12 protein-coding genes and 1 other RNA gene are annotated in these 14996 nt (G+C 69.9%); 1 reads left to right on the forward strand and 12 read right to left on the reverse strand.

Annotation, left to right across the window (positions count from 1 at the left end; all coding sequences use genetic code 11):
• Positions 1–68 precede the first annotated feature (68 nt).
• The 9 genes from HUT18_RS10725 to ftsE all read right to left on the reverse strand — a co-directional run bounded on the left by HUT18_RS10725 (position 69) and on the right by ftsE (position 10629).
• Positions 69–1472 (reverse strand): NarK/NasA family nitrate transporter, encoded by a 1404-nt coding sequence (locus HUT18_RS10725; RefSeq protein WP_176099893.1) that lies wholly within the window; start codon positions 1470–1472, stop codon positions 69–71.
• 554 nt (positions 1473–2026) lie between these two features.
• On the reverse strand, positions 2027–3259 hold the full coding sequence (locus HUT18_RS10730) for an acyltransferase (RefSeq protein WP_176099895.1): 1233 nt from the start codon (positions 3257–3259) through the stop codon (positions 2027–2029).
• Complete coding sequence (locus HUT18_RS10735) at positions 3256–5451, reverse strand: glycosyltransferase (RefSeq protein WP_176099896.1); 2196 nt, start codon at positions 5449–5451, stop codon at positions 3256–3258. The genes HUT18_RS10730 and HUT18_RS10735 overlap by 4 nt, the downstream gene beginning before the upstream one ends.
• Positions 5448–6152, reverse strand: coding sequence for a hypothetical protein (locus tag HUT18_RS10740; RefSeq protein ID WP_176099898.1), 705 nt, complete (start codon positions 6150–6152; stop codon positions 5448–5450). Before HUT18_RS10740 ends, HUT18_RS10735 begins: the two co-directional genes overlap by 4 nt.
• 557 nt (positions 6153–6709) lie before the next feature.
• Positions 6710–7079, reverse strand: a transfer-messenger RNA (tmRNA) gene (gene ssrA, locus HUT18_RS10745).
• A 137-nt stretch (positions 7080–7216) separates the two neighbouring features.
• The gene (gene smpB, locus HUT18_RS10750; RefSeq protein WP_176099900.1) at positions 7217–7696 is read right to left on the reverse strand and encodes an SsrA-binding protein SmpB; all 480 of its coding nucleotides are present in this window, start codon (positions 7694–7696) and stop codon (positions 7217–7219) included.
• A gap of 18 nt (positions 7697–7714) precedes the next feature.
• Positions 7715–8890 carry a S41 family peptidase gene (locus tag HUT18_RS10755; protein WP_176099902.1) on the reverse strand — a complete coding sequence of 392 codons (1176 nt, stop codon included), beginning with the start codon at positions 8888–8890 and terminating at the stop codon, positions 7715–7717.
• 67 nt (positions 8891–8957) lie between these two features.
• Complete coding sequence (gene ftsX, locus HUT18_RS10760; protein WP_176099903.1) at positions 8958–9875, reverse strand: permease-like cell division protein FtsX; 918 nt, start codon at positions 9873–9875, stop codon at positions 8958–8960.
• 64 nt (positions 9876–9939) lie between these two features.
• Complete coding sequence (ftsE, locus tag HUT18_RS10765) at positions 9940–10629, reverse strand: cell division ATP-binding protein FtsE (protein ID WP_176099905.1); 690 nt, start codon at positions 10627–10629, stop codon at positions 9940–9942.
• A gap of 360 nt (positions 10630–10989) precedes the next feature.
• Here ftsE and HUT18_RS10770 point away from each other — a divergent pair, with 360 nt between their 5' ends.
• The gene (locus HUT18_RS10770) at positions 10990–11184 is read left to right on the forward strand and encodes a hypothetical protein (RefSeq protein ID WP_176099907.1); all 195 of its coding nucleotides are present in this window, start codon (positions 10990–10992) and stop codon (positions 11182–11184) included.
• A gap of 244 nt (positions 11185–11428) precedes the next feature.
• On the opposite strand, the gene HUT18_RS10775 is transcribed toward HUT18_RS10770, so the two are convergent.
• The 3 genes from HUT18_RS10775 to HUT18_RS10785 all read right to left on the reverse strand — a co-directional run bounded on the left by HUT18_RS10775 (position 11429) and on the right by HUT18_RS10785 (position 14868).
• The gene (locus tag HUT18_RS10775) at positions 11429–12061 is read right to left on the reverse strand and encodes an LPXTG cell wall anchor domain-containing protein (RefSeq protein WP_176099909.1); all 633 of its coding nucleotides are present in this window, start codon (positions 12059–12061) and stop codon (positions 11429–11431) included.
• Positions 12062–12370: 309 nt separating this feature from the next.
• The gene (gene prfB / locus HUT18_RS10780) at positions 12371–13477 is read right to left on the reverse strand and encodes a peptide chain release factor 2 (protein WP_176099911.1); all 1107 of its coding nucleotides are present in this window, start codon (positions 13475–13477) and stop codon (positions 12371–12373) included.
• A 92-nt stretch (positions 13478–13569) separates the two neighbouring features.
• On the reverse strand, positions 13570–14868 hold the full coding sequence (locus tag HUT18_RS10785; RefSeq protein WP_176099912.1) for a serine/threonine-protein kinase: 1299 nt from the start codon (positions 14866–14868) through the stop codon (positions 13570–13572).
• Between the last annotated feature and the right edge of the window lie 128 nt (positions 14869–14996).

Genomic DNA, 14996 nt, shown 5'->3' on the forward strand with positions numbered 1-14996 from the left:
GCCGAGCCTGCCAACGGGGGGTGACAGGCTCGGATCCCGCACATGTCCGGCGTGTTACGCCTGCGACCTCACACCTTGGCGTACCCGAGTTGCTTCTTCGTACCACTTGCGGCGTTGTCAGGAGTGACAACCTGCTGCGGCCGCCGAAGGTATACGGCCCAGGTGATCACAAAACAGACGGCGTAGAAGGCGAGGAAGGCGACGAAGGCGCCGGTTCCGGTGCCCGCCGTCAGGAAGGACTGGCGGAAGGCCATGTTGATGGCCAGGCCGCCGAGTGCGCCGACCGCGCCGATGAGCCCCATCGCGGCACCGGACAGCCGCCGTCCGTAGGCCGCGGCCTCCTCGCCGGTGAGCCCGAGGGCGAGGGCCTTGGCCTGGAAGATGCCGGGGATCATCTTGTACGTCGAGCCGTTGCCGAGTCCGGTCAGGACGAACAGGGCGATGAAGGCCCCGGTGAACAGGGCGAGCGACTCACGTACCGAGGCGAGCACCACGACCGAGGTCGCGAGGCCCATGGCGACGAAGTTCCACAGCGTGATCCGGGCGCCGCCGTAGCGGTCGGCAAGGGTCCCGCCGACAGGGCGGATCAGCGAGCCGAGCAGCGGTCCGATGAAGGTGATCGAGGCGGCCTGCAGCGGGGTGCGGCCGAACTGGGTCTGCAGGACCAGGCCGAAGGCGAAGCTGTAGCCGATGAAGGAGCCGAAGGATCCCACGTAAAGCAGGGACATGATCCAGGTGTGCGGGTCCCGCGCCGCTTCCTTCGCCGCCCCGGTGTCGTTGCTGACCGAGGTGAGGTTGTCCATGTAGAGGGCGGACAGCACGGCCGCGACCAGGATCAGCGGGATGTAGATGCCGAGCAGGACGCGCGGTCCGCCGTTGGCACCGATCACCGCGAGCGCGACGAGCTGCATCACGGGGACGCCGATGTTGCCGCCGCCCGCGTTCAGACCGAGCGCCCAGCCCTTCTTGCGCAGCGGGAAGAAGGCGTTGATGTTGGTCATCGAGGAGGCGAAGTTGCCGCCGCCGATGCCGGTGAGCAGGGCGCACACCATGAACGTCGTGTACGAGGTGCCGGGCTCCATGACCCAGAACGCGGCCAGCGACGGTATGAGGAGCAGCGAGGCCGCGATGATGGTCCAGTTCCGGCCACCGAACTTGGCGACGGCGAAGGTGTACGGCACCCGTACGACCGCGCCGACCAGGGTCGCCATCGACACCAGGAAGAACTTTCCGGCCGGGTCGATGCCGTACTCGGGGCCCATGAACAGGACGAGCACGGACCACAGCGTCCAGATCGAGAAACCGATGTGCTCGGAGAGGATGGAGAAGAACAGGTTGCGGTGCGCGACCCGCTTGCCGCCCTGCTCCCAGAAGGCCTCGTCCTCGGGGTCCCACGCGTCGATCCAGCGTCCACCCGCTCGCTTCGCCTGGGCGGAGCGGCTCGGGGGCGCGCTCGGGCTCGGGGCTGTCATCTCTCGCCTCCACGGTTTTCGGCTGATGGTCTGAACTTAGAAAGAGGGAGTTTCAGCGCTGTGCCCTGCGGTGACCGTCGGGGAACGTTGACCTCACGGCCGGGGTGAGCGGCCCGTGAGGAAAATGGCCGAGACTGGTGCCCTGGTGGTCACTGCTCAGGGTTGGAGGACACCTGGTCGACGGCCGCGTACCCGGCGGTCAGGGAGCCGCAGGCGCGAAAGCGCGGTCGGTCGGGAATCAGGAACGAGGGGTGGCCGGAACCTACCGGGTCGTGCGCGTCACGCGGACCTCGTCCGCTCGGCCGCGGCCTCCCCGGCACGCGGCCCGCACGATGACCGCCTGGTCAGTCGGATTCACCGACGTCATTGGCATCACCGACGTCATTGACGTCATCGGCGTCACGGGCGAAGACCGCCCTGCCCCCGTCATCGGCGTACACCATGGCCCCCCTCATGGTCGTTGCCCGCCCACGCTACCTCCGCCTCATCCGCCACAAGGCGCACGGGCGATGAACTCCGGCCGTCCGCTTACGACTTGCCGACCCGGCCGCCCTTCACCGCCGGGCACTCCGCCGCCGCGCCTTGGCCACCCGTCCGTCCGGCCAGAGCCGTGGGCGGCGCTTCGCCGCCAGGTCCTCGACCCAGCCGGTCGCGAGCACGGTGAGCGCGAGCAGCGGCCACAGGAACACACACATCCACAGGGTGTACGTGCTGTCCAGGAAGGCGGTGAAGCCGTCGGTGGCGAACGGCAGACCGTAGAGGCGGTCGATCAGCGGGACGGTGGCGAGGATCAGCAGGTTGTGCCAGAGGTAGATGGTCACCGCCCGGTTGTTGGCCAGCGTGACCAGGCGGTCCCAGCGGGCGAGGCGACCCGGCAGCCGATTCCACATCGGCGCGTACGTGAGGAGGATCACCACGAACCCGAAGGACCAGGCGGCCTGGGCGAGCGGGATGTCGTTCAGGTCCCAGCCGTCCGGGCCGCGATGACCGGAGGCCCACCACAGAGCCAGGCCCATGAGCAGCGAGGCCAGCGAGACCGCGAGATACGGCGGCATCCGGCGCAGCGGCCCGCTGCGGTGGCCCATGCCGAGCACCCAGCAGCCGCCGTACACCGCGAAGTCGGTGACGGCGTTGCCGGTCTCGCCGGGGATCTCCACCAGCGAGGTGCCGACCACGGCGGTCAGTGCGAGGGGCGCGAGCAGGGTCGGCCACGGGAAGCGGCGCAGACACCACAGCAGCAGCGGGGAGGCGAGGAGGAACCACAGATAGGCCCGCAGGTACCACAGCGGCCCGGCCGCCTGTTCGGCCCAGGTGGCCTCCAACAGGCCGCCGTCACCGCCCAGTTCGAGGGGGTACGGGGGCGCGCCGAACGGCAGTAGGTACCAGCCGAGGCGCAGCCGGTCCCAGAGGGTCGCACTCCCCCCTTCGGGCGCCGTGTTCCAGCCCGCCGCAAACAGCAGGGCGAGCATCAGGGCGCCGAAGGCCCACAGCGGCGGCAGCAGCCGGCGCAGCCGGGCACGGATCACACCCGCCGCCGGGCGCCGCTCCAGGGAGCGCGCCATCAGCGAACCCGCCAGCGCGAACATGACCCCCATCGACGGGAAGAGCAGCGACAGCCAGCCCCAGCCGAGCAGGTGGTAGAAGGTCACCCTGAGCAGCGCGAGGAAGCGCAGCAGGTCGAAGTAGCGGTCGCGGGCGGGCGGGGCGGCCACGGGCGCCGGACTCGCTTCGCCGACCTCTCCGGTAACCGTCTCGGGCACGGCCGCCCGCTGGATCTGGCTGCTCATCCGACCGGATTCCGTTCTCTCGGAGCCCTGGCCCCCGGGCCCGACCCGGCCACCACCCGGCTCCCGCCCGGCGCCGCCGCGACCGCCCCCGTACGGCGCAGCTTCTGCCAGCGCAGCCGCCCACCGGTGAGTGCCGTTATCCACGACTGGAGGAGGACGACGTACATCAGCTGCCGGTACAGGAGTTGCTGCAACGGCAGCGAGAGAAGCGGAGTCATACGTTCCTTGTCGAGCCGGAACGCGTAGGCGGCGCAAAGGAGTTGGACCCCGAGCACACCGAGCCAGGCGGCCACGGTCTTGCCGGTCGGGCCGAAGACGAGACCGTAGAGCAGGAAGACGTCGATGAGCGGGGCGAGCAGCGGGGCGAGCACCATGAACAGCGAGACCAGCGGGAGCCCGACGCGGCCGAACCGGCCCGAGGGCCCGCGCTCGATCAGCGCGCGCCGGTGCTTCCAGATCGCCTGCATCGTCCCGTACGACCAGCGGTAGCGCTGCGACCAGAGCTGCTGCACGGTCTCCGGGGCCTCGGTCCAGGCGCGGGCGTTCTCCGCGTAGACCACGCGCCAGCCGTCGCGGTGCAGCGCCATGGTGATGTCGGTGTCCTCGGCGAGGGTGTCGTCACTCATGCCGCCGACGCGCTGCAACGCACTGCGGCGGAAGGCACCGACGGCGCCGGGGATGGTCGGCATACAGCGCAGGACGTCGTACATCCGGCGGTCGAGGTTGAAGCCCATCACGTACTCGATGTGCTGCCAGGCCCCGATGAGCGAGTCCTTGTTGCCGACCTTGGCGTTGCCCGCGACGGCGCCCACCCGCGGATCGGCGAAGGGCTGCACCAGCTCGCGCACCGTGGACGGTTCGAAGACGGTGTCGCCGTCCATCATCACGACCAGGTCGTAACGGGCGTTGGCCAGGCCCCTGTTGAGCGCCGCGGGCTTGCCGCCGTTGTGCTGGCGCACCACCCTGACGCCCGGCAGTCCCAGGTCCTCGACGATCCGCGCGGTGCCGTCGCTCGACCCGTCGTCGACCACCACCACCTCGATCGGATGGTCGCTCGCGGTCAGTGAACGGACCGTGTTCTCAATGCACTTGGCCTCGTTGTACGCGGGCACGAGCACCGAGACCGGCTCGGTGACCGGCGGCCCCCAGGCGAAGTCCCTGCGCCGCACCCGGCGGGCGTGCAGCCCGGAGAACAGCAGCATCAGCACGAACCGGCCGATCACCAGGACGCCGACGGCGGCGAGCGCCACCACCAGGGCGCCGGTGAGCGTGTCCGCGGCGGTGACCGCCCAGATCCAGGCCTTGCCCTTCCACAGGCCGAGCCCGGTGACCGGGGTGTGCGCGCTCGGTGCGCCCAGGGCGCCGGTCAGGTTGTCGAAGCGGTAGCCGCGGGCCTGCATCGTCGGCAGAAAGCGGTCGAGCGCGGCGACGGTCTGCGAGCGGTCGCCGCCGGAGTCGTGCATCAGGACGAGGGCGCCCTTGCCGTCCTCGGGCGTGGAGCGCCGCACGATCTCGGCGACACCCGGCCGCCGCCAGTCCTCGCTGTCGGTGTCGTTGACGACGGTGAGGTAGCCGCGGCCGCCGATGTAGCGGGTGACCGGCCAGGTCCGGTTGTCCATGGCGTCCGCGAACGAGGAGTACGGCGGCCGGAACAGCGAGGTCCGCACCCCCGCGGCCCCGGAGAGCGCCAACTGCCCCTGGGACAGCTCCCAGTCGATGCGCTGGTGGGACTGGTAGGAGAGATCGGGGTGGTTGAAGGTGTGCAGGCCGACCTCGTGGCCCTCGTCCACCATCCGCTTCACCAGCTCGGGATGGCGCGAGGTCATGGTGCCGGTGACGAAGAAGACGGCGTGCGCCCGGTGCTTCTTCAGCACGTCGAGCACCTTCGGCGTCCACTGTGGGTCCGGCCCGTCGTCGAAGGTGAGCACGAGCTTCCCGTCCGGCACCCGCAGGCTGCTCTCGCGCCCGTCGCGGGTGTCGATGACCGGCCCGCCGTCCAGGATCTTCTGCGGTACGCGGTCGGTGGGCGCCGGTGGCCGCACCCGGTGGTCGGCGAGGACCTCGCTGTGCACATAGCCGCGCAGCATCAGCATCGCGACGAGCGCGACCAGCAGGGACAGCGGCAGCAGATAGCGCAGCGGAAGCCCACGCCGGGGGGCAGGCGCCCCGGCGCGGGAGGTACGCGTCTTCATCGCCCGGGGCTCTCCGATACGGGCAGGGGCGCGCTGCCGCCGGAGGCGGGCGAGGGCGCCGGGGCCGGAGTGGTGGCCGCGCCGGTCGGGGACGGCCCTGGCGCGCTGGGCTGCACCGGGCCCTCCGGCTCCGGATCGGGGGTAGTACTGGGTCGTGCGGAGGGGGACGCACCGGGACCCGCACCGTCCGCGCTCGCACCGGCCGAGGGCCGGGCCGTCCCCAGCTCGTCGGCCTCGTCCCCGGGCCCCTGCTCCGGGGCCTGCGAGGACGCATCCCCGGAGGGACTGCCCGATTCCGCGGGACCGGGCTCCTCACCCTGTGCCGCCGGCGCTCCGGCGGTCGGCGAGGCACCGGTGACCGGTTCGACCGGCAACTGCGAGGTCTCGACCCGCGCGGGCGGCGCACCGCCCTCGCCGTGCCCCTCGACCGGCAGCCAGGGCGCCCCGGCGTTCCCGGACAACAGGGTCACGGCTATGACGGCCGCGTATCCGGCGCAGGCCAGTCCGACGAGCACGCCCAGGGTGCGGTACGTACGACCACGCCGCCCGCTCTCGTCGACGAACACCGGAGTGTCCGCCCCCGGCAACTCCTCACGATCGAGCAACTCCGCCAACCGGCGCCCCGCGCCGTCGAGTTGGACGGTGACCTCATTGGGATCATGAGTGTGCCCGGGTTGGGCGTCTTCACGCCAGAAATCCATGTGTACGCACATCCCCCCACGGGACAAAAAGCAGCACACATGCGGACGAAGCCGGGCCTTCACTCACGCAGCGGGCCCCCACCCACTCCGCGCGCCCCCCACCGCAACCGCACGTCAATCGGTCCCGAATGTAGCGCACACGACGCCGCCACGCCTTTCACGGAACCAACACCACCCCAAGCCCCTGACCCGCGGCCGGATTTCACCCCCGCCAACCCATACCGTCCCAAGAGCTCCAAATCACTTCATACGCCCGCACCAAAGGCTCACCCTGCGAGACCCCCCGGTCGAAACCCAGCAACAAACAACAAAGCCGCGCCCACCCGGACGCGACCCACCCCCAACGACGACCGATTTCCGTCCCCGCCCAATCCCCCCGCCAGACTCCAACGACCACCCGCGCAGAGGCCGGTGCCCGCCACACGACTTCAACGGCCACTCATCCAACCGAAGGGGGGTGTGGGTGGCGAAACCCCCACAACAGCGAGGCGAAGCCTCGCAAAAACGACGAGGACGACCCGGCCCGCGCTTTCCGCGGGCACAGATCGTCCTCGTCCGAGTGGAGATGGCGGGAATCGAACCCGCGTCCAACGGTGCGGAACCAGGGCTTCTCCGAGCGCAGTTCGCTGTGATTTTCTCAGCCCCGGAGATCACGCGAACAAGTCTCCGACGGGCTCAGTCACTGTTTGATTTCCCTCTCGACCCCGTGACCGGGCCTAGAGGTTTAGTTCCCTAGCTGATGCCAGGATCCGGGTCGGGAACACCCCCGGGCTGACACTTCGCAAGTCGCTACTTAGGCAGCGAGGGCGAAGGAATCGCGCTTGGTATTGGCGATTATTGGTTTCGGCCTGTGGTTTACGAGATCATGGCCGCTTCCTCGGCTCGCTTCCCCTGCTTCGACAGCCGCTGTCGAAACCGATCATCCCCATGTTGAGTTGAAAATCTCCGCCCCTTCATCGAGGGGCCACCCCTGTGTCAGCGGGCAGAGCCATCGTACGTGAACAACGGCGACAGGGGCCACTGTATTCCTGCGGGCCGCCCGCGCACCCGGCTCCCGGCGCGCCTCAGGCCTGCTGCTTGCGCCGTACCGCCGAGATCGCGCGCTCCGTCTCACGGCGGTCCTGCTTCTCGCGCAGGGTCTGCCGCTTGTCGTACTCCTTCTTGCCCCTGGCCAGCGCGATCTCGACCTTGGCCCGGCCGTCCTTGAAGTAGAGCGCCAGCGGCACGATGGTGTGCCCGGTCTCCTGCACCTTCGAGGCCAGCTTGTCGATCTCCGCGCGGTGCAGCAGCAGCTTGCGCTTGCGGCGGGCGCTGTGGTTCGTCCAGGTGCCCTGGCTGTACTCGGGGACGTGGACGTTGTGCAGCCAGGCCTCGTTCCCGTCGAGCTGGACGAAGCCGTCCACGAGGGAGGCTCTGCCCTGGCGCAGCGACTTCACCTCGGTGCCGGTGAGGACGAGACCGGCCTCGTAGGTGTCGATGATGTGGTAGTCGTGCCGCGCCTTCTTGTGCTGCGCGATCAGCTTGCGCCCTTTTTCCTTGGTCATAGTGCGTCCATTTTCGCACTAGGAGGGGTCGCCGAGGCCACTCAATACTGTCTCGGCCCGCTTCTCGGCACCTTCGGCCACCTCAAGGTCGGGTGTGATGCCGCGGTTGTCGACACTGTGACCCGAGGGTGTGCGGTAGTGGCCGACGGTCAGCTCGGCGACGGAGCCGTCCGGCAGTCGGCTCGGCATCTGTACCGAGCCCTTGCCGAAGGTCTTGGTGCCGACCACCACGGCCCGGCCGCGGTCCTGGAGCGCGCCGGTGAGCAGTTCGGCGGCGCTCATGGTGCCGCCGTCGACCAGTGCGACCACCGGCCGGCCGGTGTCCCCGCCCGGCTCGGCGTGCAGGGCCCGCTGCTCGCCCTTGATGTCGTACGTGGCGACCAGACCGCCGTCGAGGAAGGCGGAGGCGGCCCGGGTGGCCTCGGCGACCAGGCCGCCGGAGTTGCCGCGCAGGTCGAGCAGGACCCCGGCGCCCGCGGGTGCCTCGCGCACCGCCTCTCGCACCTTCTCGCCCGAGCCCTTGGTGAAGGAGCCGACCTTGATCCGTACGTCGCCGTCCGTGCCGACCGGTTCGACGGTGACCGGGCTGGTGCGGAGCACGGCCCGCCGCAGGGTCTCCTGCCAGGCGTGGCCTTCGCGCTGCATGCCGAGGGCGACGGTGCTGCCGGGCCGGGCCTCGCCCGCTGCGCCGCGCAGCAGCGCGACCACCTCGGTGACGGGCAGGTCGTCGACCTTGCGGCCGTCCACGCTGCGCAGCCGGTCGCCGGTCCTTATCCCGGCACGCTCGGCGGGGCTGTCCTCGTGCACCCGGGAGACCTCGATGCCGCCGTCCACCGCGCGCCGGGCCCACAGGCCGACACCGGTGTACTCGCCGTCGAGCGCCTTGGCGAACTCCTCGTACTCCTCGGGGGAGTAGACGGCGCTCCAGCGGTCGCCGCTGCGGCTGACCTCCTGCCGGGCCGCCTGTGCGGGCGACTTGCCGTCGGCCAGTGCCTTCGCGGCGGCCTCGTTCACGTCCTCGTCGTGCGCCGCCGGTGAGGTACCCACCGGTGTCGCCGTGCTCTGACCCGACTGCTGGTCACCACCGAAGGCGCCGCCCGCGGCACCCGCCGCGAGGACACCCGCGAAGACCAGAGTCAGAGCGGCTCCGCGGCCGAAGCGGCGGAGCTCGAAGCTGGTATCCGGACCCGACATGGCGGTGAGTCTAGGACAACCCGGTCCGCCACAGGGGGCGTTGTGGACGGTGACGGCCGGGGATGTCTCACACCTTGAGGTACTTGCGCAACGCGAAGAACGCGGCCAACGCGGGCATCAGCAGGCCGATCGCGAGGACGAGCGGCAGCTTGGCCAGCACCGCGTCCCAGCCGATGAAGTTGATGATGTTCAGCTTCTCGGACAGGGCAAGGCCGTTGTCGATGATGAAGTAGCGGCCGAGGACGAGCATGACGCACGCCACACCCGCACCGAAGAGACCGGCGACCGCCGCCTCGGCGATGAACGGCGCCTGGATGTAGAAGCTGGACGCGCCGACGAGCCGCATGATCCCGGTCTCGCGGCGCCTGCTGAACGCGGACACCCGCACCGTGTTCACGATCAGCATCAGCGCCACCACAAGCATCAGCAGCATCACCACGATCGCCGCCCAGTTCATGCCGTTCAGGAGATCGAAGAGGTTGTCGAGCGTCTCCTTCTGGTCCTGCACCGACTGCACGCCGTCCCGGCCGTCGAAGGCGGTGGCGATGACCGCGAACTTCTCCGGGTTCTTGAGCTTGACGCGGAAGGACTGCTGCAACTGGTCCGGGGTCAGGGAGCTGGCCAGCGGGGAGTCGCCGAACTGCTCCTTGTAGTGCTTGTAGGCCTCGTCGCTGGACTCGTAGTAGACCTCGTCGACGACCGGCATCTTCTTCAGATCGGTCTCGATCTTCTTCTTCTGCTCGCTGGTGACCGCGCCCTTGGCGCAGTTGGCGTCCGACTCGGCATCTCCCTTGTTGCACAGGAAGATCGAGACGTTGACCTTGTCGTACCAGTAGCCCTTCATCGTGCTCACCTGGTCGCGCATCAGCAGCGAGCCGCCGAACAGGGCGAGCGAGAGGGCCACGGAGACGATGACCGCGAAGGTCATCGTCAGATTGCGGCGGAGACCGACGCCGATCTCCGACATCACGAACTGGAGGCGCATGGCGTGGATTCAGGCCTTTCCGTGGATCACGTACGCAGATGCTTGGCTGAGGGCGAAGGGGCGCTCAGTGCTGGTAGCCGTAGACGCCGCGCGCCTGGTCGCGGACGAGGCGGCCCTGCTCCAGCTCGATGACGCGCTTGCGCATCTGGTCCACGATGTTCTGGTCGTGCGTGGCCATGACCACGGTGGTGCCCGTGCGGTTGATGCGGTCGAGCAGTTTCATGATGCCAACCGAGGTCTGCGGGTCGAGGTTGCCCGTCGGCTCGTCGGCGATCAGCAGTTTGGGCCGGTTGACGAAGGCGCGGGCGATGGCCACGCGCTGCTGTTCACCACCGGACAGCTCGCCCGGCATCCGGTCCTCCTTGCCGCCAAGACCCACCAGGTCGAGCACCTGCGGCACCGACTTGCGGATCTCGCCGCGGGACTTGCCGATGACCTCCTGCGCGAAGGCCACGTTCTCGGCGACCGTCTTGTTCGGCAGCAGCCGGAAGTCCTGGAACACGGTGCCGAGCTGGCGGCGCATGTGCGGCACCTTCCAGTTCGACAGGCGGGCGAGGTCCTTGCCGAGGACGTGGACCTGGCCGTGACTGGTCCGCTCCTCACGCAGGATGAGCCGCAGAAAGGTGGACTTTCCGGAGCCGGAGGACCCCACCAGGAACACGAACTCGCCACGCTCGACCTCAAGGGAGACTTCCCTGAGTGCGGGACGGTTCTGCTTGGGGTAGACCTTGGAGACGTTGTCGAATCGGATCACAGGTGCGCCTCGGAGCGTCTGGGGCGTCGGGGGTTGGTGAGCGCGACCATACGCGACGCCGGTGTACGTGCGCAGTCCCCGGCCCGACTTGGGCGGAGCTTGCGCGTTTTGTCACCGCTGTGGGCGCCGGTCGGTCCGCCCGTGATCCGCCCGTGAACGTAATCCGGGAAGCGGATTTCGGACGGTGCGTTGCGAGTCGTGGCGGGGAAGGGCGGGGCGTGAGGCGGGCGCCCCCGCGGATCGCGCCGAATTTGACCGGAGCTGGCACAGTGGTAGAGGGAACGGATGCGGTTTCCTGGGCGTTGTGCCCATGCAGAGCCGCAGCGGCTGATCCCGGGCCGCGCGGGAGGAGGAGTGCGCATGACCTACGACAGACTGGTGTGCGCGAACTGTGCGGCACCCGTGAGCGAGGGCCGCTGCCCCGTGTGCCGGGCCAACCGGGAACGGATGCAGCAGGAGGGCGAGGGTCCGTTCGGCGGGCTCAACCCGATGATGCTGATAGCCCTGCTGGCGATCCTGATCGCCACGCTGGCACTGGTCGCGCAGAACGCGTGAGCATCGCCCGAAGGTGAACGCGGGGCACGGTAAGTGAGCGGCGGCGTACGGAATTCGCTACGTAAGTGGACGATTACCGTACGCGTTTGTGCGACCGGGGCACGGAACGGGCCGTACCGGCACAGCATTTGAGAACGCCGAGCTTGAGAACGCGGAACCGAGAACGCAGACGAAGGGCCCGCGGTGACGTCGAGACGTCGCCGCGGGCCCTTTGTCAGCTCTGCCGACCGGGTCGGGTCAGTGCTCAGGCGGCGGTGCGGCCACCCACGAGACGGGGCAGCAGGCGGAAGCCCACGCCACCGGCGATCATGGTGGCGGCGCCGATCACCAGGAAGGTGGTGTTCTCGGCGGCACCGGTCTCGGCCAGCTCGCCGTCGTTGTTGCCCTGCTCGACCGGCTTGGAGCCGGTGTCGGTCAGGTCGTCCTTGCCCGGCTCGTCCGGCGTGGTGCCGCCGTTGTCCGGGTCGGTGTCGTTGCCCGGCTCGCTGGGCTCGTCGGTGGGCGTCGGCTCACCCGGCTCCGAGGGGTCCTCGGTGGGCTCGGACGGCTCCTCGGTGGGCTCGCTGGGCTCCTCCGTCGGCTCCGAGGGCTCCTCGGTGGGCTCGGACGGCTCCTCCGTGGGCTCGGTCGGCTCCTCGGTGGGCTCGGTGGGCTCCTCCGTCGGCTCGGTCGGCTCCTCGGTCGGCTCGGTCGGGATCGAGGTCGGCTCGTCGCCGGGCTCGCCCTCTTCGCACCCGAAGATGCTGCCGAGCAGACCGCAGTCCTGCGCCGTGCCGTCGTCGGCGGAGGCGACACCGGCCGCCGACAGCGAGGCACCGGCGGCGATCACCGCACCAGCGGCGACGCGCGCGATCCGGATCCGCGTCTTCTTGGTCATCTGCTTGCTACCCCCAGTAGCTGAATAGTCCATGGAGCAGCGCTCGGGTCACGGTCTCGAAGCGGCTCAACTGGCCCCCCGGTCACACACGCCCCTGAGATACGCATGCCGCGCGCCAGCCTTTCCCAGTGCGTGAACACCGTCAAGGCCGTTGCGACCGCGATGTCCGGGTTGGGGGCAGTTGCCCACGAACTCTCCACAGGACTGTGACGAATGCCGCAGCAAACAAGGCAACTGCCCCCGGACCAGGGGCAGTTGCCTTGTCGACAAAGCGAGCGAAGCGAACCGGCGTGCGGCGCGCGGCCGTTCCTACTTCTCCTGCTGCTTGCGCCAGCGAATCCCGGCCTCCAGGAAGCCGTCGATCTCACCGTCGAGCACCGACTGCGGGTTGCCCACCTCGAACTCCGTACGCAGGTCCTTGACCATCTGGTACGGGTGCAGGACGTACGAACGCATCTGGTTGCCCCAGGAGTTGCCGCCGTCGCCCTTGAGCGCGTCCATCTTGGCCTGCTCCTCCTGGCGGCGGCGTTCGAGCAGCTTCGCCTGGAGGACGTTCATCGCGGTCGCCTTGTTCTGGATCTGCGAGCGCTCGTTCTGGCAGGAGACCACGATGCCGGTGGGGATGTGCGTCAGCCGGACCGCGGAGTCCGTGGTGTTGACGCCCTGGCCGCCCGGGCCCGAGGAGCGGTAGACGTCCACGCGCAGTTCGGACTCGTCGATCTCGATGTGGTCGGTCTGCTCGACCACCGGCAGCACCTCGACACCCGCGAAGGAGGTCTGACGGCGGCCCTGGTTGTCGAACGGCGAGATGCGCACCAGGCGGTGGGTGCCCTGCTCGACGGAGAGCGTGCCGTAGGCGTAGGGGACCTGGACGGCGAAGGTGGTCGACTTGATGCCGGCCTCTTCCGCGTACGAGGTCTCGTACACCTCGGCCTTGTAGCCGTGCCGCTCGGCCCAGCGCAGGTACATGCGCTGGAGCTGCTCGGCGAAGTCGGCCGCGTCCACGCCGCCCGCCTCGGCCCGGATGTTGACCAGGGCCTCCCGGGAGTCGTACTCGCCGGACAGGAGGGTGCGGACCTCCATCTCGTCGAGCGACTTCTTCACCGCGGCGAGCTCCTGCTCGGCCTCGGCCTGGGTGTCCGGGTCGTCCTCGGCCTCGGCGAGCTCGAAGAGCACCCCGAGGTCGTCGATCCGGCTGCGCAGGGCCTCGGCCTTGCGCACCTCGGCCTGGAGATGGCTCAGCTTGCTGGTGATCTTCTGTGCCGCTTCCGGGTCGTCCCACAGGGACGGCGCGGCCGCCTGCTCCTCGAGCACGGCGATGTCTGCCCTCAGCCTGTCGAGGTCCAGAACGGCCTCGATGGACTCCATGGTCGAGGAGAGGGACTTGAGCTCTTCGGATACGTCGACGACTGCCACGCCCTCCAGCCTAACGGCTGTCGCGGTGGAGCCGCCCCGCCCGTGTGCCGGGGCCGGGAGGCAACCATGTCCGCACGGCTGCCCGCGGGCGCTCAGGGCCCGTCCGGCGCCGAGCTGCCGCTGTCCTGATCCCTGCTGTCGGGCTCGTCGCCGGAGGAGGCGGCCCAGGCGCCGACGCCGACCGCCGCCGCGATGACGACCGAGGCCGCGCCCAGGGTGAGGCGGCGCCTGCGGGCGGCGCCCCGGTTACGGGCCGAGCCGGGGCGCGGGGTGCCCGCCGCGCGCGGGGCGCGGGCGGTGCCGCGTGCGCCCCCGGCCAGTTCGTCGGGCGCCGGGACGCGCATGCTCGTATGGGTGTCCCGGTTGGAGTCCGGGGCCGCGCCCGGGACCAGCGGGACGGCGCCCCGGTGCACGGCCACGGGGCGCGGCGCGTGGGGGTCTGCGCCCTGTGCGGCCGCGCTCTCGCCGGACGCGACGGCGTCGTCGTGGTCGTCGTAGCCCGCGTCGGGCTCGTCGACGTCCAGCGGCGGCATCCCGGCGAGCAGGGGCAGCAGCTCGCGCAGGCGGACGGCGAGCTCGTGCGCCCGCAGCCGGGAGGCCGGGCCCTTGGCCAGGCACTGGATGATCAGCTGCCACAGCTCGTCGGGGATACCGGGCAGCGGGACCACGGTCTCGGTGACATGGCGGCGCAGCACCGCGCCGGGGTGGCCTCCGCCGAACGGCGTGAATCCGGCGAGGAGTTCGTACAGGACGGTGGCCAGGGCGTAGACGTCCACCGAGGCGGTGGGCGGCAGGCCCTCGATGATCTCCGGCGCCAGGTAGTCGGGCGTACCGATGATCTTCGTGGCCGGGGTGCGGCCCTGGCTCGCGGCGCCCTGGGGCACGGCACGGCGGTTGGCGTCGATCAGCTTGGCGATACCGAAGTCGGTCAGCAGGGCCGGGTGCGCACCGGCCGGGCCGAGCGGGCCCTGCATGTCGAGCAGGATGTTCTCCGGCTTCACGTCGCGGTGCACGACCCCGGCCTTGTGCGCGGCGGCCAGGGCCTCGGCGACGTCCGCGGTGATCGCGACGGCGGCCTCGGGGGCGAGTCTGCGCTCGCGCTCCAGCCGGGTGCGCAGATCCGTACCCCGTACGAGGTCCATCACCAGGGCGAGGTCGTGGCCGTCGACGACCAGCTCGTGCACACCGACCACGTGCGGGTGATCGAGGCTGAGCAGAGCCGTCCGTTCCTGCACGAACCTGCCGACGAGCTCCTGGTCGCAGGCGAGGTCCTCACGCAGCGTCTTGATGGCGACGGCCCCCTCGGGACCCTCGCCCAGCCACACCGTGCCCGCGCTGCCGCGACCCAGGATCTGGTTCGCGGTGTACCGGCTGCCGATCTTCCGTGCCAAGACTGCTCCTACCGACGCGGGCCCTCCCCCTCCGGAAGGACGCCTCCCGGAACCCCACGGTCGACAAAACTACGCGCCCCGGAGCCCAACCCGCGCCCCGGAACCCGAAATCACTCCCCGGATGTCGA

Origin of the sequence: Streptomyces sp. NA04227 (genome assembly GCF_013364195.1) — a bacterium.
Classification (GTDB): Bacteria; Actinomycetota; Actinomycetes; order Streptomycetales; family Streptomycetaceae; genus Streptomyces.